This is a genomic window from Sulfurospirillum sp. HTRB-L1 (assembly GCF_059415125.1).
Window position 1 is genome coordinate 74,994 of sequence record NZ_JCAHZR010000002.1, and the last position, 17,704, is coordinate 92,697.

Genomic DNA, 17,704 nt, shown 5'->3' on the forward strand with positions numbered 1-17,704 from the left:
GTGGATTTGTCAATGAAAAAGGCTTACATGTAAAGGTTAAATAACGTCAAGTTGTTCTAAGATGTCTTTGGTGAGTTTGGAAAGGGGGCGTTTGCCCAAATCTTCCTCGGCGATGTAGCCACCAAAGACAAGACGCAGTAAATCTTCACGGTTTTTAAAAAGCGAACCTTCGTAGTTTTTCATGAGTTCGTCGAGGTAACTTTCGTTGTACATGTAAGACTTTTGGACGAGTTCTAGGACGATATCTTTGTGGTTTTCGTACAATTCTTTAAGCCCAAAATCATTGATATTATTTTGGGCTTTAGCATCACATGATTGAAGTTCAATGTCAAAATCTTTTAGTTCTCTGCAAAATGAACTTTTCTTTACATGTAAAGAAAAGCGCGCCTTTTCGCCAAAACCTTCGACATAAGGATGCGCATGGGTTGTTAGAGAAAACGGTTTTCTTCCTTTCATAGTGGTGTTACATGTAGCGCAACTTGGGATGAGATTGTAAAATGACAACGCCAAGATGGGATAGGTTGCTTTGTCGTAAAAATGGTCAAACTGCGGACGCGCCGAAACCTTGTCAGTTTTAATGGTAAAAGTGTAGTTGCGGTTGCAGTAGGGGCAGACATTGATTTGAAGGGATTGCGCCAAATCATAGGCGTCGTATTCGTTCTTTTTAGTGCAAAAATTATCATACAACTTTATCATGAAGTCAAAAGCAGTGTCGTCTTTATACTGCAAAGCAATCTTGTGTAGTTTTTCAGGTTTTGCGGTTATCACTTCTTTGAGAGAATAGCTACATGTAGGAAAAGATTTTATTTTTGCTTTTAGTTCTTTGTAATGGTGTTGGGCCAATCGTTCTAAATCTTGGACAGAAATTTTTATCATGACTTATTTGCCAAAATGTCTAAACGGTTTTTGAGGGTTTCAATCTGCGTTTTCAACACATCGATTTCTTGTAGCTTATCTAGTTTTTTACTATCTAACATCTTTTGAAGTTGGCGCTTTAGGATGGGTTCGCCGATGATAGAAATGTACTTTTGCACCTCATCGGTGTCTTTAACGGGCGATTCTTTTCCGTTCAAAAAGTGAATAACCTCGTCAATCTTGCCTTTCGCAAATTCCCCCATCAGCCCATCTTCCATAAAAAACCCATGGGAAAGTAGCGTGTGGATATTTGCCCCAAAGGTTTGGATGTCAGGATAAACTTGCTCGCCTTTTTTTAGAAAAATAACGTTTTCTCTGGGGAGGTCGGAGAGGATGAATGGGGAATGGGAAGTTAATATAAAATGAATACAATTATTTGATTGTAGTTTATTATATATTGTTACAAAATTATTCAAAAGTTGTTTTTGCCAGTTCGGATGTAAAGATAGATCAGGCTCATCAATTAAAAAAATTGATTTATCATTGTTTATATTCTTAATTGTAAAGCTCATATTTACTAAAAGTTTAAAATATTCTTTTTCGCCAGAGCTTAAACTGAGAAAATTATGTTCTTTATTCGTACATGAAAAATTACATACTAAATAACCTTTTTTTGAAAGGTAACTCATTAATCGATTGTTCTCTAGTGTATAGATTAAACTAGAAGAATCATTTTTTATTTCATGCATGGAAGTGCTCCAGTAATCTTTCCTTTCATCAGTTTGCTCAAAATTTTCTAAAATTATTTTTAAATTTTCTGCTGTAAATATATCAGACAAATCATTATCTGAAAATGAACAACTTTGTAAAATTTGGTCAAAATATTCTATTGAAAAATTTTGCGAAGAAAATAATTTTTGAATTGTATCAGTCGTTTGACTTGATAAAGGATTGCATTCATTAAGTGCAATTAATAAAATAAATTTTATCAAATAATCCTGTTGATTTTCACATTCAAGGAAATCAAATAAACGCTTATTATCTGTAGTAAAATCTATTAGTTCTTGGACTCTATAATTATCCAAAATCTCATATCCCAATAAATTGCCATCAAGATCAAAATAGTAATTATTAAAAATAAAAGATTCTCCCAAGAAATTAAAAAAAGCAATATCTTTTTTTAATATTTCAAAAAACTTTAAATTAAAATCTAAATCTAATGATATTTCTTTTGTATAATGTGTTCTTACTTTGCTTCCATTGTAAAAATGTGAATATTCTTTTAAAGATTTAAAGGTATGTTTGTTTGTAAAATCAGATAAGTCATTTGTAAATAAACACGTTTGATATTCATATGGTCCTCGTGGTGAAAAAAATTTAGGTGTTTTCAAGTTGGTTTTATTGTTAAAATTTATAAATTTTTTTAATGAAGATTGATTGTTCTCTACTTTTTTAATCTTATCGTTAATAATACAGAATTGAGCGTCTTTAAGATATAAAATAAAACTTTTATTGTCAAGATAACCTATGTAGTGATAAAAGCTTAGTATTTCAAATAAGCTACTTTTTCCACTCCCATTCTCCCCAACAATCGCCGTGACATTGATGTTGGGAGGGAAAAGATCAACACACTCTTTTTTGTCAATAGTTAGTTCATTTTTCTCTTCATCATATTTACATGTAAACCTAGGCGAAAAGTTAAAGCCTTGTTTCTTGATATTTTTATACTCTTCCACCCACAGATAGACTAGCTCCATAGTTCCTCCGATGTTTACATGTAAAGGGTTTTGCCTACGGGAAAAACCTATAAATCTCTTTTCGGTGCAAAAAACGTAGCAAGATTATCTTGTCGTTTTCTAGCAAAAAACCTAGTCTGTAGTCGCCTATTTTGATGCGGTAAAATCCCTCGTGGCCTTTGAGTTTTTTCACATGGGACAAGGTCGCTAACTCCTTGCAAGCTTTGAGGGCGTGGTAGGTTTCTTCGAGTTTTACTTTTGCGGTTTTGGGGATTTTTTTGATGTCTTTGAGCAGGGTATGGCGGATTTCAACGTTCATGCAAGGCTTTCAAGAAAACTTCTTCGCTCACACTTGCTGTCTCCTTCGCACTTTCTTTTAAAATCGCACCAAGCTTTTCCTCTTCTTCGTCCTCGTCGTAAATGACGATTTCTATGTTTTTGTCCTTAAACAATGCCTTAATGGAGGCCACAAAGGAGCTGTCTAGCTCACTAGCACTCAACCGATACGCTACTTGCATGAAAACTCCTTTTTTTGGATTATTGTATCAAAAATCACCCACGGAACACGTGGGCTTAGTTCACGTTCTCTTCCCTCAGCGCCGCGGCGATGAGTTCGATGGGGTTTTTGAAGACCACGTCGGACTTACTGTGGTAGAGCGCGTCGCCTAGTTGCATGCGGCAGGCACTGCATTCTGCGCTTACGATCTTGGCGCCTGTGGCGTTTATCATGGTGGCTTTGGGCTCGCCTGCGGCTTTGGCGAAGCGGTAGTTTTCTAGCTGCATGGTCACGCCGCCAAATCCACAGCAACGGTTAGGGTCGCTCATCTCGCGCATGACAAAATTTTGGGCGATGAGCGCACGGGGTTCTTTCCAAACCCCTTGCATTTTGCGGGCGTGGCAAGGGTCGTGGTAGGTCACCACTTCGGAGCGCTTGGCCTTGCGCGCAAGCAGTTCTTTGAGGTTTGTTTTTTTCTCCAAATAATCCGTCGCCATGTAAATCATCGGGCGGATGGCCTCGGCTCTGGCTTTCCACTCAGGCTGGTCGTGGAAAAAGTGCACGTAGTCTTCTTTGATCATGGCACTACAGGTCGCTTCGGGGATGATGATGGCGTCTAGCATCTCTTTAAAACCCTCGATGTATTCAATGTTAAACTTCCCAAGGGCGTCCACACTGGCAAAATCCCCCGTAAAATACGAAGGTGCCCCACAGCATTTTTGCTGTTTGATGAGGTACACATCAATCTCCAACGCCTTTAAAATCTCCAGTAGCGCCTTGCCGATGTCCGTGTACATGTAGTTGGCCAAACAGCCGATAAACACACCCACTTTGCCCTTGCCACCGTTGATGATGACTTCAGGATGGGAGTTTAAAAAGCTTTTTTTCGCCAGACTTGGGAGCAAGCGGTCCAGCTTCACAAGGGGAAAATTGCGCAAGCTCATGGAGCGTTTTTCAGGGTGGAGTTTGAACCCGCACGTTTGAAACACATACCCAAAGCGCGCCAAGATGTCCATGATGCCCCGATTACGCAACAAGAAAAACGCCAAGCGTTTGTACCACGCGATGCCGTATTTTTGGGCGATGTCGTAGCGAGCTTGTTCGATGACCATGTCCACTTTGAGAGTGTTGGGGCACACATCCACGCAGTTGGTGCACAAAAAACAGCTCTCAAAAATCTTCTTGGCTGTGCGGTCAAGCTCTAGTTTTCCCTTTTGGTACGCACCCAAAAGGTGCAAAAACCCTCTAGGGCTCGTGGTTTCGTCGGGATTGACTTGGTGGATGGTACACACAGGGATGCACTTGCCGCATTTCACACAGGCGTCTGAGGTGACATTAAAGGCAAACATGCTTACACCGTCTTACTAAAGCGGCGTTGGGATTCTGGAATCTTCCCAAGGTACGCATCAAAAGGCATGCAGATATTGCGAATGAGCATGGTGCCCGTGGGGCTTACATGTAAAGCGTCTTTGTCCACACGCACGAGTCCCGCGTCCACAAACTCTTGCAAGGCTTCCACGGCATCTTTAAAGTACGCAAAAAAGTCAATGCCAAAACGCGCTTCGATGGCGGTGATGTTGAGCTTAAAGTTGCTCATCATCTCCATGATGACCGCCTTACGCAACACGTCATCATCACTCAACACAAGTCCGCGATGCACGGGCAATTGCCCTGCGTCAAGGGCGGCTTCGTAGGCTTTCATGTCCTTGAAGTTTTGCACGTAGTGGCGCTCGCCCTCCCCGATGCTCGTAAGTCCCACGCCCACCAAATCTGCCCCACCTTTGGTAGTGTAGCCTTGGAAGTTGCGGTGCAGTTCGCCCTTTTCGATGGCCTTAAAAAGCTCATCTTCGGGCTTGGCAAAGTGGTCCATCCCAATCATCTTGTAGCCATTGCCCTGCAAAAAGTCGATGGTGTGTTGCAAGATAGCCAGTTTCACACTGGGGTGAGGCAAGGTGGTTTCGTCAAACTTACGCATGGTTTTTTTCATCCACGGCACATGGGCGTAGTTAAAGATAGCAAAGCGGTCAGGGCTTAGGGTCAAGGCTAGCTCTAGGGTCTCTTTAAAGGTCTCTAGGGTTTGATAAGGAAGCCCGTAAATGAGGTCCATGTTCACCGACGTAATGCCCGCAGCCCGCGCCAAATCCACCGCGCGTTTGGTCACTTCGTAAGGCTGAATGCGGTGAATCTCTTTTTGCACCACCGCGTTAAAATCCTGCACCCCGTAACTCACGCGGTTAAATCCGTTGCGCGTCAACACCTCCAACTGTTCGCCTGTCAAAAAGCGCGGGTCTATCTCACAGCTTATTTCCGCTTCAGGGTCAAAATGCGGAAAAAAGCGGCGGATAAGCGCGATGATGCGCCCCAGTTGCTCGGCGTTAAAATAGGTCGGCGTACCACCCCCAAAGTGCAGTTGCAACACCTGACGCGACATGTCCAAATGTTCACCTAAAAGGGTCAACTCTTTTTCAAGGTAGCCAATGTAGCGCTCTTTTTTCTCCTCTTTGCTCGTAAACTCCACGTTACAGCCGCAAAAATAGCAAGCACTGCGACAAAAGGGCAAGTGAAAATACAAGGAGAGTTTTTTCGTGCGTTCCTGCCCTTGTAAAATACCCTCGTAATCTTTACATGTAAAGCCCTCATGAAACTCCGGTGCCGTAGGGTAGCTCGTGTAGCGCGGCCCCGGTCTTGAGTACTTTGTAAAGGTGTCAAAATCAATCATGGGCGCCCTTGGTTAGAAGTCATAAAATCTTTCAGGTTTACAAACAAGCTAGGGTGTTGTTTTTTGATATTTCCTACCAACCTGTCGAGGTCTACGTTAATGGCCTTGGTGTCTTTGGACTTGCTTGCAAGGGCGCGAATCTCGTCCATCGCCACCGTCCACACGTCGTGAAAATCCACAGGGATGTGCTGCCAAATGGTCTTTTCAAGCTTAAGGTTAAAATTTTCTTGTTGGGTGCGGCGCAAGCCTTCCACCATCCGCGTCAACGACTCGATAGACACAAGGGTGTAAAGTTTTTGCTTGTTATCGATGGCAAACCACGGCTCCGCCCCCTCCCAACTGCCACTTTTAAGCTTGAGGGTTTTTTGGTTTGGGTCATCGGTCTCCACAATCTCAAATACTGTTTTTTCGCCATTACCGTCCATGCCGATGCGCTTGGCGATGGCTTCGATGGCTTCGTGTAAGGGAAGGTTTTTCTTTGTTTCACTCATGGATTACTCCTTTTTCTGGCGGTCCAACCACACCATGATGCCCTTTTGGGCATGCAAGCGGTTTTCCGCCTCATCAAAAATCTCATCGGCGTGGGCTTCAAACACCGCTTCGCTTACCTCATAGTCGCGGTACGCGGGCAAGCAGTGCAAAAACATCGCGCCCTCTTTGGCACGCGCCATCATCGCATCATCAACCATAAACCCTTGAAAATCCCGCAAACGTTTCTCTTTTTCGGCTTCTTGGCCCATGGAAACCCACGTGTCTGTGGTCACCACATCCGCGCCTTCTATGGCTTTTTTAGGGTCGTTCATCAGCTCAATGACCGCGCCACTCTCCGCCGCAAACCCTAAGGCATCTTTGGTCACTTGGGCGTTGGGTTCGTACCCTTTAGGCGTGGCGATACGCAAAGTAAAGCCTAGTTTAGAAGCGAGCATCATCCACGAATGAACGATATTATTGCCATCTCCCACGTACGCTACCACGGGGTTTTCCGCCTTAGAGTACTCTTGCATGGTGAGGTAATCCGCCATGATTTGTACAGGATGGTACATGTCGCTAAGGCCGCTAATGACAGGGGCATTAGAGTAGCGTGCAAACTCTTCAAGGGTGTTTTGAGAAAAGGTACGAATCATCACCATGTCCACCATGCGCCCGATGACACGCGCCGTGTCTTTCATGGGCTCCCCGCGTCCAAGCTGCAAGTCATTGGCCGAGAGAAAGAGTCCCTTGCCCCCAAGTTGGTGGATGCCCACTTCAAAACTCACGCGTGTGCGTGTGGAGCTTTTTTCAAAAATCATCCCCAACGTTTGGCCCGCCAAATAAGGTTCATGGTGTCCCGCCTTTGTTTGGGCTTTAATCTCCGCAGCCAAGGTTAACATCTCTAAAATTTCGTCTTTAGTAAAGTCTTTTAACGTCAAAAAATGTTTCATGGTTTGTCCTTACATGTAAAGGTTATGGGCGCAACAAGGCCGCTACTTCTTTGGCGTGGTAGGTGATGATCATATCGGCCCCCGCGCGTTTAAAACCAAGCATGGTTTCCATCATCACACGGTTGTAGTCGATGACCCCTGCTTTGGCCGCGGCTTTGAGCATGGCGTATTCGCCACTGACATTATACACGCACAAGGGCAATGACGTGGCGTTTTTCACTTCGCGAATGATGTCAAGGTACGCTAGTGCGGGCTTGACCATGAGCACATCTGCCCCTTGTAGCTCATCTTCCACCGACTCGGCCACTGCTTCACGGCGGTTCGCAGGGTCCATCTGGTAGCTGCGACGGTCGCCAAAACTCGGTGCAGACTCGGCCACGTCGCGAAACGGCCCGTAATAGGCACTGGCAAATTTGGTCGAGTAACTCATGAGCGGTAAGTTTTCAAACCCTGCCCCATCAAGGGCGTCGCGCAGTACCGCAATCATGCCATCCATCATCCCACTAGGAGCCAACATGTCCACGCCTGCACGGGCATGGATGAGGGCTTGTTGGGCTAAAATCTCCAAGGTTGCATCGTTGTCCACGCTCTCGCGCTTAACGTCCAAGATGCCGCAATGCCCGTGGTCGGTGTATTCGCAAAAGCACAAATCGGTGATGACAAAAAGTGAGGGACACGCCGCTTTGATGGCGCGCACCGCTTTGGCCATGATGCCATGCTCACACAGTGCGTCGCTCCCGATACTGTCTTTTGTCTCAGGAATCCCAAAGAGCATAATGCTTTTAATGCCAAGGGCTTCAAGCCCCTTGCACTCTTCTAGCACCACGTCTAGGCTCATCTGAAACACGCCGGGCATGGAAGCCACTTCGGTTTTAACGCCCTCGCCTTCGCGAACAAAAAGCGGGTAGATTAAATCGTCACAACTTAACCTTGTTTCTTGCACCATCGCACGGGAGGTGGGGTGGAGGCGTAAGCGCCTAAATCTCTTAAACATACTCTTTCCTTTGGTTTGATACAATGCGCCATTTGCAACACGGTTGCACGTTGGATGTGCCCTTTAACGAACGTTCAAAATACCAAGAGCGCCCTATTCTTTCGGGCTTTACGAAGGTGCATCGCCGTAAAAAAAGCTATAGTTTAGCACACAGGGAGTTAATAAAAGATGAATATTGAGATTTCCGAAATCGCCAATCTCCCCTCGCGTTTTGGCACCTTTAAAATCCAAACCTTCAAGGAAGGCCCCAAGGAACATCTTGTCATTTTTAAAGAGCCGTTGAGTGATACGCCCGTCGTACGCATTCACAGCGAATGCCTCACGGGAGATGCCATTGGGAGTTTAAAATGCGATTGCCGCGACCAACTTGAAGCCTCGTTGGCACGCATTGAAAAAGAAGGAGGGATGGTGATTTACCTGCGCCAAGAAGGGCGCAACATCGGCCTTTTGAACAAGGTCAACGCCTACGCCCTCCAAGACAAAGGGTTTGACACCGTAGAAGCCAACCACCAACTGGGTTTTGAGGCGGATGAGCGCACCTACGAAGTGGTAGAAACCATCCTAAAACACTTTAACATCACAGCCATTCAACTGCTCACCAACAACCCTAAAAAACTTCAAGGGCTAAAAAACATCACCATCACCAAGCGCTTGCCCATCATCATCCTCTCCAACCCCCACAACAAGGGCTATTTGAAGGTCAAACAAGAACAGATGGGCCATTTACTCTAACGCAAAAGCAGTAAGGACACACCCGCCCTTGCAATTATCTTGGCGGTGAAACTACCAAACAATTTATCGCGCAAACGGTTATGACTAAAGGCGCCCATGGCGATGAGCTCCATGCCTTCTTTGGCCTGATACCCCAGCAAACTCTCCACCGCTTCGCCCTCAAGTGCCACAAAGTGCACCTTCCCTTCGACACCCGCCATTAAAGGCTTGGCGCTCTCTAGGGTCTCTTGGGCTTTTTTAATACTGCTTTCCACGCACACAATGTGCCGTTCTACGGCTTTGAGCAACGGGTTTTGCGCGACGGTTTCAAGGGCTTTTTTAGCACTGCGTGAGCCATCATAAGCAATCATCACTTTACGCGGCTCTTTAAAGGGCGCATTGACGAGCAAAATGGGTACATGTAAAGAGCGAATCACCTCTTCCACTTGCTCGCCCACGACGCGTTCTTGCCCCTCGTGGTCTTGGCCGCTTAGGCCTAAAATAAGCATCCGTGTTTGGGCTTCTAGGTCTTGGACGTTTTCATAAAGGCTTCCGTGGCGTTGCAACAAAGCCACCTCAACACCCTCTTCAATGCCCTCTTTAAGCCGCTCAAGCATTTCTCTTCCTGAGTCAATAAGCACCTTGCTTTTTGCCCGCTCTTCTTCTACAAGCGCGTCCAAAAGTTCATCGCGCCCGCCAAGGGTGATGTTGCCCGATAAGTCTGCATTTTCCCCTGTTTTTGGGTTTTCGATAGTGTTAAACAAGGTTAAGGGGGTTTGGGTTGTTTTAGCAAACAGCACGCCAAAATCCCGCACGGCTTGGCTGTAGGTTGAACCATCCACGCAGGCTAAAATGGTTTGTTTAAACGTTAATGGCATTAGTGGCCTCCCATGATTTTTTGGATTTCTTCGGGCTTATCGTGCACCCCAAAACGGTCGATGATGGTGCGCGTGGCATCGTTTTGGCCAATCAATTCTACTCTTGCCCCCTCACGGCGAAACTTAATGACCGCCTTATCAAGCGCATACACTGCTGAAATGTCCCAAAAATGGGCGCGTGAAAGGTCGATGATGACCGTGTCGACCACTTCTTTAAAATCAAAGGTGGCATAAAATTTATCCGCAGAATTAAAAAAGACTTGGCCCACCACCGTGTACGTGCGGGTGTTGGTCTCCGCATCAAAAGCCTGCTCCACGTACATAAAATGGCTGATTTTGTTGGCAAAAAAGAGCGCGGCCAACAAAACACCCACCAACACCCCATAGGCAAGGTTATGTGTCCACACCACCACAACCACCGTTGAAACCATGACGATAGAGGTAGAAACAGGGAGGGTTTTAAGCTGTTTAATAGACCCCCAATCAAAGGTACCAATGGAGACCATAATCATCACCGCCACTAACGCCGCCATAGGAATGAGCGAAACATACTCGCTTAAAAAGACCACCATGATGAGCAAAAATACGCCTGCCAAAAAGGTCGAAAGCCGTCCGCGTCCGCCTGATTTGACATTGATAACCGACTGTCCAATCATCGCACACCCTGCCATGCCGCCCATAAAACCTGTGGCCACGTTAGCAAGGCCTTGGGCTTTGCATTCGCGGTTTTTGTCGCTCTTGGTATCGGTCAAATCATCCACAATGGTCGCAGTCATGAGGGATTCTAACAAGCCCACCACTGCAAGGGAGAGGGCATAAGGAAAGATGATAGCCAAGGTTTCACCGTTCAAAGGAATCTGGGGAATCAAAAACACTGGCAAGGTGTCAGGCAACGCACCCATGTCGCCCACGGTACGCACATCAAGCCCAAGGACAATCACCACGCCACTTAACACAAGGATGGTCACTAAAGGCGAAGGAATAAGCTTGCCGATTGTTGGCACGTAAGGAAAGAGGTAAATGATGCCAAGGCCCGCAAGGGTGAGCGCGTACACGTGCCACGTGACGTTGGTTAGTTCGGGAAGTTGGGCGAGGAAGATGAGAATCGCCAAGGCATTGACAAAGCCAATGACCACGGCACGGGGCACAAAGCTCATGAGTTGGCCCAGTTTAAAATAGCCCGCTACTAGTTGCAACACACCCGTGAGCACCGTGGCCGCCAAGAGATATTCAAGGCCATAATCGCGCACCAAGGTCACCATCAACAAGGCCATCGCGCCTGTAGCCGCAGAAATCATCCCCGGACGTCCGCCCGCAATGGCCGTTACCACAGCGATACAAAAGGAAGCGTACAGGCCAATTTTAGGATCAACCCCCGCGATAATCGAAAAAGCAATGGCTTCGGGAATAAGCGCAAGGGCCACCACCAGGCCCGCTAATGTGTCCCCTTTGATATTCCCTAGCCACTCTTTTTTTGTAGATAAAAACAGCATAACTCCCCTTTACATGTAAGAAAAAAAAAGGGGTGATGATACTTAATTATTGCTTAATTTAAGGTTTCTTCTAGTTTCCATCCGCCGCCTAGGGCTTTGATAAGGGAAATGTCACCGCTTAGCACCGCTTGTTGCGCTTGCACGACACTTAGCTGTACGTCCAAAAGGGTACGGGTCGCATCTAACACACTAAGGTAATCTTCCACACCCCTTTCATAACGCAAGGTAGAAAGGGCCATTAAGCGCTCTTGAATGTGCTCTTGGGTTTGAAAATGTGTCTTAGACGCGGCAAGGCTTTGGCGCACGCTAAGGGCTTCATGCACTTCACTAAAGGCTTTGTACACACTTTGCTCGTACCCAATGCGGGCAATCTCTTGGAGTGCTTCGCTTTGGCGCACTTGCGCGTCTATTCGACCAAAATCAAACAAGGGCGCGACCAAGGAACCCCCAAGGCTCCATGTGTTCGCAGAAGAGCGCACCAAGTTGCCAAGGGCCGCACTCTCGTACCCCAAAGCACCCGAGAGGCTGATGGAAGGAAAATAAGCGGCTTTGGCTACGTGAATGTCCGCATTAGACGCCTTAAGCGCGTAAAGAGCCGCTTGAATATCTGGGCGCTGTTCTAGCAACGAAGAGGGCAATCCCTCAGGCACAACAATCGCCTCAGGAAGCCGTGTCTCCGCCACCTCAAAACGCTCTTCAAACAGGCGCGTTGGGGCGGTTCCTAGGAGTACATGTAAGGCGCTTTTTTGGCGAATAAGGTCGCTCTCAATACTCTGTAGTGTGGATTTGGCTTGGGTAACCAACGCTTCATTGGACAACACTTCATACTCTGAAGCAATCCCGTAGCTTGCTTTTTTTTGCATGATTTCTAGGGTTTCTTGGCGAAGCATCAGCGCTTTTTTAGCAATTTGACGTTGCTCGTTTAGCGCGACCGCTCCAAAATAACTGTCCACCACCGAGGCTATCAACCCCAAGCGCACCGCATCTTGACTCGCCTTAGAAGAGAGCAAAGATTGGGCCGCAGAACGGTTGGCCATTTTAAGTTTTCCCCAAAGGTCTAGTTCATAACTTAGCACCGCACTGAGGGCATAGGCATTGGCCCGCGTTTGAGGTGTTTTGGCCGCCGTTTGGCCGCTGGTTTGTTGGCGTGCTGCCGAAGCATTGGCATTTAAACTTGGGTAACGCTCCGCTTCCGCCGCACTCACTTGCGCACTGGCAAGGGCCACATTGGCTGCGGCCGTTTGCAAGTCTTGGTTGTACACAAGAGCTTGTTCCACGAGGGCATTGAGCTCTTCATTGCCATAAGCTTTCCACCATTGGGTTTCCACGTTACCTTGCGTGCCTGAGGGGATGGCAACATGGGAAGGAACAGGCTCACTCAATGAGGCACATCCGCTTAAAAACACAAGCGTTAATGCCCCCCACAGCAGACTACGCGTTGTCATGGCTTTTTCCTTTTGATGTTGTAAAGCGTTGGTTAAGAGTAGCTAGCCAACTGTAAAAAAGTGGGATAAAGAAAAGGGCTACCGTGGTTGCTAAAATCATCCCACCAATCACCCCCGTTCCAATCGCATGGCGGCTTGCCGCACCTGCACCCGAACTAATAGCCAAAGGCACAACCCCAATAGTAAAGGCTAACGAAGTCATGACAATAGGTCTAAAGCGCAGTTTTGCCGCTTCCAAGGTTGCCTCGTAAATGCTTTTACCTTTTTCTTGGGACTGCATGGCAAATTCCACAATCAAGATAGCATTTTTAGCCGAAAGCCCCATGAGCACCAACAAACCAATCTGGAAGTAAATGTCGTTATCCAAACCGCGAATATACACTGCCGCGATGGCCCCAAGAACCGCAAAGGGCACGGAACTGACTACCGCTAAAGGCATGAGCCAACGCTCATACTGGGCCGCCAAGATTAAAAAGATAAACACACCGCCAAATAAAAAGGCGAGGGAACCTGTGCCCTCCATCTCTTTTTCTTGGTACGATGTCCCAATCCATCCTATCGTATAACCCGCAGGAAGCACTTCTTTGGCCACTTCTTCGATGACGCGCAAGGCATCCCCTGAGGTATAGCCAGGAGCAGGGTCACCCATCATCTTCGCCGCAGGGAAAGCGTTAAAGCGCTCCACCACGTCTGGACCAATAATACGCTCATAACGCACAAGCGCACTAAGAGGAATCAGTTCACTCGCCGAAGAGCGCACAAAGACATTGGACAAATCTTCTGGGCTCTCACGGTACGAAGACTCAGATTGAAGGTTGACTTTATAGGTGCGTCCAAAAAGGTTAAAATCGTTCACATAATAGGCTCCAAAGGTCGCTTGCAATGCCGCATAAACATCACTGATGCTCACCCCAAGGGCTTTGGCTTTTTGGCGGTCAAGGTCGATGTGGTATTGGGGCACCGAAACGTCAAGGGTTGTGCGCACTTGTTGCAACTCTGGGCGCTGGTTCGCTTTGGCGGCAACCTCTTGTGCGATATCGCTCAATGCTTTTAGCGACGCACCCGTGCGGTCTTGGATATACATCTCAAACCCGCCACCAAGGCTCAATCCGTTGATAGGCGGAGGGCTAAGCGCAAAGTTGATAGCATCAGGAATCTGACTCATCTCTTTGTTGAGCTGACCACTAACCGCACTTGAGGATTGATGGGCCAAGGGACGTTCTGACCAATCTTTAAGGCTAATAAACGTTGTTGCCGCACTGGTTTTGGCGGTGCCACTTAAAATATCAAACCCGGCAATCGAGATGGCGTATTGAATGCTCTCGTTACCCGCAGCTATGTTAGAAATCTCATCGCGCACGGCTTCTGTGCGGTTTAGGGCCGAAGCGGGCGACAAGGCGGTAATGGCCAACAAAAAGCCCTTATCTTCCATGGGTACAAGTCCTGTGGGCACCTTTGTAAAAAGGTGGTACATCGTTCCCATCAGTGCGGCAATAATCACAAGGCTGATAAGACCATGGCGGATTACCCAACCTACACCGCCCGTAAACCAACGGGTAGAGAGATTAAAAAATTCATTAAACTTTCGGACAAACCAAAAAGGTTTAGGTTGGTCTCGCTTCAAAAAGATAGCACACAACGCAGGGGTAAGAGTCAATGCCACCATACCTGAAATAATAACCGAGATAACAATGGTCACGGCAAACTGTTGGTACATCTGCCCCGTAAACCCACCCATAAAGGCAACAGGTGTAAACACGGCACTAAGCACCAAAACAATGGCAACCAACGGCCCTGTGATTTCTTGCATCGCTTGGATGGTAGCATCTTTAACGCTAATCTCTGGATGGGTATGTAAAATCCGCTCCACATTTTCAATGACGATAATCGCATCGTCCACAACAATCCCAATGGCAAGTACGAGTCCAAAAAGGGTGAGCAAGTTGATGGAAAATCCGAGCATATACATGCCTGCAAAAGCCCCGATAATCGAAACAGGAATGGCTAAAACAGGAATAATCGTCGCACGAATATTGCCCAAAAAGAGGTAGACAATAGCAACCACCAACGCCAAGGCTTCCAAGAAGGTCATAATGACCTCTTGAACCGAAATCTCCACAAACTTTGTGGTGTCATAAGGCACCACGTACGTCATTTGGTCAGGGAAATTTTGGGAAATTCTCTCCATGGCCGCGTCCACAAGTTTGGCCGTTTCAAGGGCATTCGCACCCGATTGCAAGTAAAGGCCAATAGGCACCATAGGCTGTCCATTGAGCGTAGAACTTACATCATAAGACTCTGGCCCAAGTTCAATACGGGCAATATCACGAAGGAGCAACGATGAACCATCGCTGTTGGTGCGAATAATAATGCTACCAAACCCTGCGGGGTCATCAAAACGCCCTTGTGTTGAAATGGTGTAGGTAAAGGCTTCTTTGCCCGCAAGAGGGGATTGGTTAAACCTACCTGCGGCATATTGGTCGTTTTGCTCCCTGATAGCCGCAATCACATCTGAGGGAGTGAGGTCAAATTGGGAGAGTTTGTCAGGTTGCATCCAAATACGCATGGAATAATCCTGCGTACCAAAAAAGGAAGCATCCCCCACGCCCTTAACGCGCTTAAGCTCATCAATAACGTTCACCAACGCGTAATTCGCCATGGTGACGGTATCAAAAGCTTCATCTTCTGCCAAAATAGCAACAACCTTTAAAATGGTTGAAGAACGTTTGCGCACGGTAACCCCAAGGTTTTGTACCTCGGAGGGCAAGGAAGAGAGGGCTGCTTGAACGCGGTTATTGACGTTAATGGTCGCTTGGTCGGCGTCGATGCCAATCTCAAAATAGACATTAAGGCTCATTTGTCCGCTTGAAGAAGCAGTAGAAGTCATGTAAATCATGTCCTCTACCCCGTTAATCTCTTGCTCAAGTTGTGCCGCTACGGTTTTGGCAATGGTTTCGGCGTTAGCACCCGAGTAGGTTGCACTCACGCTCACTTGCGGGGGAACTACCTCAGGGTACTCCTCCACCGGTAAAATACGCATAGACATCAACCCTGCAATAACCACAATAATCGAAAGAACCGTGGCAAAGATAGGTCGGTTAATAAAAAATTTAGAAAACATACCAGACCCTTATGGATTTTCAACACGCACAGGGGCGTTGGGCCGAAGCTTGGTAAGGTTATTCAAAATCAATTCTTCGCCACCGTTGAGGCCTGATTGGATGATAAACATGCCCTCGCGGGGTTGTTCAATCACCACAGAGACTTTTTGAACCTTGCCCTCTTGGTGCACGTACACATAGGAACCACCCGCATCTTGCATCAACGCACTTTGAGGAATCGTGATGCCATTTTGCGCCACCAATCCTTCCAGACGAATGCGCGCAAACAGGCCTGGCATTAGGGCATTGTCCGCATTTTTAAAAAGGGCTCGGGTTTGCACTGTGGAGGTTAGGGGGTTAATGTTTGCGTCTATAAAGCTAATCTCCCCCACATTTTCCAGTACTTCTCCTCCCACTAACAAACGCACACTGGCCTCTTTAAACTCTTCTTTGTGCTTTAAAAAATCGCGATCAGGCAAAGAGAATTCAACATAAACGGGATTGATTTGGGTGATGGTCACAAGAGGAGTACTTGAAGAGGCAATATAACTTCCCTCATCCAAGGAAGCAAGGCCTATCATGCCCGAACTTGGCGCATAAATCTTGGTGTATTCGAGGTCAATCTTAGCAAGATCGCGCGTTGCCTTAGCCGCAGCAACCGAAGCCTTGGCTGTTTCGTAAGCTTTGAGCGCGTTGTCGTACGCTTGTTGGCTAATAGCATTGGCACTATAGAGTGCATCGGTACGTTCCCAGTCGCGCAACGCGGCTTTGAACGCGGCTTCTTCTACACCCAAAGAAGCAACGGCTTGATTGTACGTGGCTTGGTATTTTGCAGGGTCGATTTCATACAACAAATCACCCTTTTGAACCAACTGCCCTTCCTTGAAGTGCTTTGCTTCAAGGATACCTGACACCCTTGCCACCACGTCCACTTGCTGAATGCTGCGAACCTTGGCAGGGTATTCATAACTTAAAGGCACGTCTACAGGCGCAACGGTTAGCGTCTTGACGGCAAGAGCCGGTCTAGCAGGTGCGGCCGCTTGGGTAGCGTCTTCCCCTAAACACCCTGTTAAAAAAACCAACAGCGCTGCGCTGCAAATCCCTTGTGTGATCTTATTTCTCATGATTTATTTCCTTGCTATGTAATCTTGATTACATCAAGATGGCGGCGATTATACCCCGATGTTTTTAATATGTCAACCGTCTAAAGTCCCGTACAAAAAATCTTTACCAACTGGGTTAGTGCGCGTATTTTAGCCTCGGGTGAGACATCAATGGAGATACCCAAAACCCGACGAAATAAAAAGGGGTCTTTGAGGGCATGAAGAAACTGGTGGCTTGCAAGCAGTGTGTCTTCGACGTGGATTTTTCCTTGTTCTTTGGCGACATCAAGACGTGAAGCAATCAAGCGGGCAATCTTATCTCCTGCGCGGTCTACAAACAATTTTCCAAGCTTTGCATTGTCGCGGTACCCTTCGCTAATAATAAGCCGGTGAAACAAGACCGCATCTTCTGTGCTCACTAAGTCTAAAAATACTCCCCCAACAGCCATGAGAAATCCCTGTAGCCCCTCTTCGTGTTGGGCGACTTTTTGTTCTATGCCTTCAAAAATAAGTTCCATTTTATACTCAAGCATGGCACCAAAAAGCCCCTCTTTGTTGCCAAAAATCTTATAGACCGTTGAAAGAGAACCGCCTGAGCGCTGAATGATGCGATTCATGCCCGCTTTTTCAAATCCCTCTTCCAAAAAAACTTCGCCTGCTGCGTCTAAAAGTTTTTTATACCGCGCCATCCCCTTGGGGGTGAGGTTTGCTGATTTTTCCATGATATTTCTCCTTGTTCCGCGTGCCGTTAT

At 46.9% G+C, this 17,704-nt stretch carries 16 protein-coding genes; 1 reads left to right on the forward strand and 15 read right to left on the reverse strand.

From position 1 onward, the window contains the following. Positions 1 to 36 precede the first annotated feature (36 nt). Genes AC5SLM_RS03055 through hemB form a run of 9 tightly spaced genes read right to left on the reverse strand, consistent with a single transcriptional unit; the run spans position 37 to position 8,221 of the window. On the reverse strand, positions 37 to 876 hold the full coding sequence (locus tag AC5SLM_RS03055) for a hypothetical protein (protein ID WP_495249466.1): 840 nt from the start codon (positions 874 to 876) through the stop codon (positions 37 to 39). Beyond that, complete coding sequence (locus AC5SLM_RS03060; protein WP_495249467.1) at positions 873 to 2,612, reverse strand: AAA family ATPase; 1,740 nt, start codon at positions 2,610 to 2,612, stop codon at positions 873 to 875. The genes AC5SLM_RS03055 and AC5SLM_RS03060 overlap by 4 nt, the downstream gene beginning before the upstream one ends. Before the next feature lie 34 nt (positions 2,613 to 2,646). Beyond that, positions 2,647 to 2,910: a type II toxin-antitoxin system RelE family toxin gene (locus tag AC5SLM_RS03065; RefSeq protein ID WP_495249468.1), complete on the reverse strand. Its 264-nt coding sequence runs from the start codon at positions 2,908 to 2,910 to the stop codon at positions 2,647 to 2,649. After that, on the reverse strand, positions 2,900 to 3,109 hold the full coding sequence (locus AC5SLM_RS03070; protein WP_495249469.1) for a hypothetical protein: 210 nt from the start codon (positions 3,107 to 3,109) through the stop codon (positions 2,900 to 2,902). Before AC5SLM_RS03070 ends, AC5SLM_RS03065 begins: the two co-directional genes overlap by 11 nt. A 55-nt stretch (positions 3,110 to 3,164) precedes the next feature. After that, positions 3,165 to 4,436, reverse strand: coding sequence for a (Fe-S)-binding protein (locus AC5SLM_RS03075; protein ID WP_495249470.1), 1,272 nt, complete (start codon positions 4,434 to 4,436; stop codon positions 3,165 to 3,167). Between the two features lie 2 nt (positions 4,437 to 4,438). Further along, entirely contained in the window at positions 4,439 to 5,806 is a 1,368-nt protein-coding gene (gene hemN, locus AC5SLM_RS03080) for an oxygen-independent coproporphyrinogen III oxidase (protein ID WP_495249471.1), read from the reverse strand. After that, positions 5,803 to 6,297: a DUF2603 domain-containing protein gene (locus tag AC5SLM_RS03085; protein WP_495249472.1), complete on the reverse strand. Its 495-nt coding sequence runs from the start codon at positions 6,295 to 6,297 to the stop codon at positions 5,803 to 5,805. Before AC5SLM_RS03085 ends, hemN begins: the two co-directional genes overlap by 4 nt. Before the next feature lie 3 nt (positions 6,298 to 6,300). Then, positions 6,301 to 7,227 carry an ornithine carbamoyltransferase gene (gene argF / locus AC5SLM_RS03090; protein WP_495249473.1) on the reverse strand — a complete coding sequence of 309 codons (927 nt, stop codon included), beginning with the start codon at positions 7,225 to 7,227 and terminating at the stop codon, positions 6,301 to 6,303. Positions 7,228 to 7,249: 22 nt separating this feature from the next. Further along, positions 7,250 to 8,221, reverse strand: a complete 972-nt coding sequence (hemB, locus tag AC5SLM_RS03095; RefSeq protein WP_495249474.1) for a porphobilinogen synthase — start codon at positions 8,219 to 8,221, stop codon at positions 7,250 to 7,252. Between the two features lie 168 nt (positions 8,222 to 8,389). Between hemB and ribA the strand changes: the two genes are divergently transcribed. Then, a complete protein-coding gene (ribA, locus tag AC5SLM_RS03100; protein WP_495249475.1) occupies positions 8,390 to 8,953 on the forward strand; it encodes a GTP cyclohydrolase II in 564 nt (187 codons plus the stop codon). Here the strand turns inward: ribA and AC5SLM_RS03105 are convergent. The 6 genes from AC5SLM_RS03105 to AC5SLM_RS03130 all read right to left on the reverse strand — a co-directional run bounded on the left by AC5SLM_RS03105 (position 8,950) and on the right by AC5SLM_RS03130 (position 17,674). Beyond that, entirely contained in the window at positions 8,950 to 9,810 is an 861-nt protein-coding gene (locus tag AC5SLM_RS03105) for a universal stress protein (RefSeq protein ID WP_495249476.1), read from the reverse strand. The two genes, ribA and AC5SLM_RS03105, sit on opposite strands and share 4 nt — an antisense overlap. Further along, the gene (locus AC5SLM_RS03110) at positions 9,810 to 11,303 is read right to left on the reverse strand and encodes a SulP family inorganic anion transporter (protein ID WP_495249477.1); all 1,494 of its coding nucleotides are present in this window, start codon (positions 11,301 to 11,303) and stop codon (positions 9,810 to 9,812) included. The genes AC5SLM_RS03105 and AC5SLM_RS03110 overlap by 1 nt, the downstream gene beginning before the upstream one ends. Positions 11,304 to 11,356: 53 nt before the next feature. Beyond that, positions 11,357 to 12,748: an efflux transporter outer membrane subunit gene (locus tag AC5SLM_RS03115; RefSeq protein WP_495249478.1), complete on the reverse strand. Its 1,392-nt coding sequence runs from the start codon at positions 12,746 to 12,748 to the stop codon at positions 11,357 to 11,359. Next, on the reverse strand, positions 12,735 to 15,869 hold the full coding sequence (locus AC5SLM_RS03120) for an efflux RND transporter permease subunit (protein ID WP_495249479.1): 3,135 nt from the start codon (positions 15,867 to 15,869) through the stop codon (positions 12,735 to 12,737). The genes AC5SLM_RS03115 and AC5SLM_RS03120 overlap by 14 nt, the downstream gene beginning before the upstream one ends. Before the next feature lie 9 nt (positions 15,870 to 15,878). After that, on the reverse strand, positions 15,879 to 16,973 hold the full coding sequence (locus tag AC5SLM_RS03125; protein WP_495249480.1) for an efflux RND transporter periplasmic adaptor subunit: 1,095 nt from the start codon (positions 16,971 to 16,973) through the stop codon (positions 15,879 to 15,881). Between the two features lie 80 nt (positions 16,974 to 17,053). Continuing rightward, positions 17,054 to 17,674 carry a TetR/AcrR family transcriptional regulator gene (locus AC5SLM_RS03130; RefSeq protein ID WP_495249481.1) on the reverse strand — a complete coding sequence of 207 codons (621 nt, stop codon included), beginning with the start codon at positions 17,672 to 17,674 and terminating at the stop codon, positions 17,054 to 17,056. Between the last annotated feature and the right edge of the window lie 30 nt (positions 17,675 to 17,704).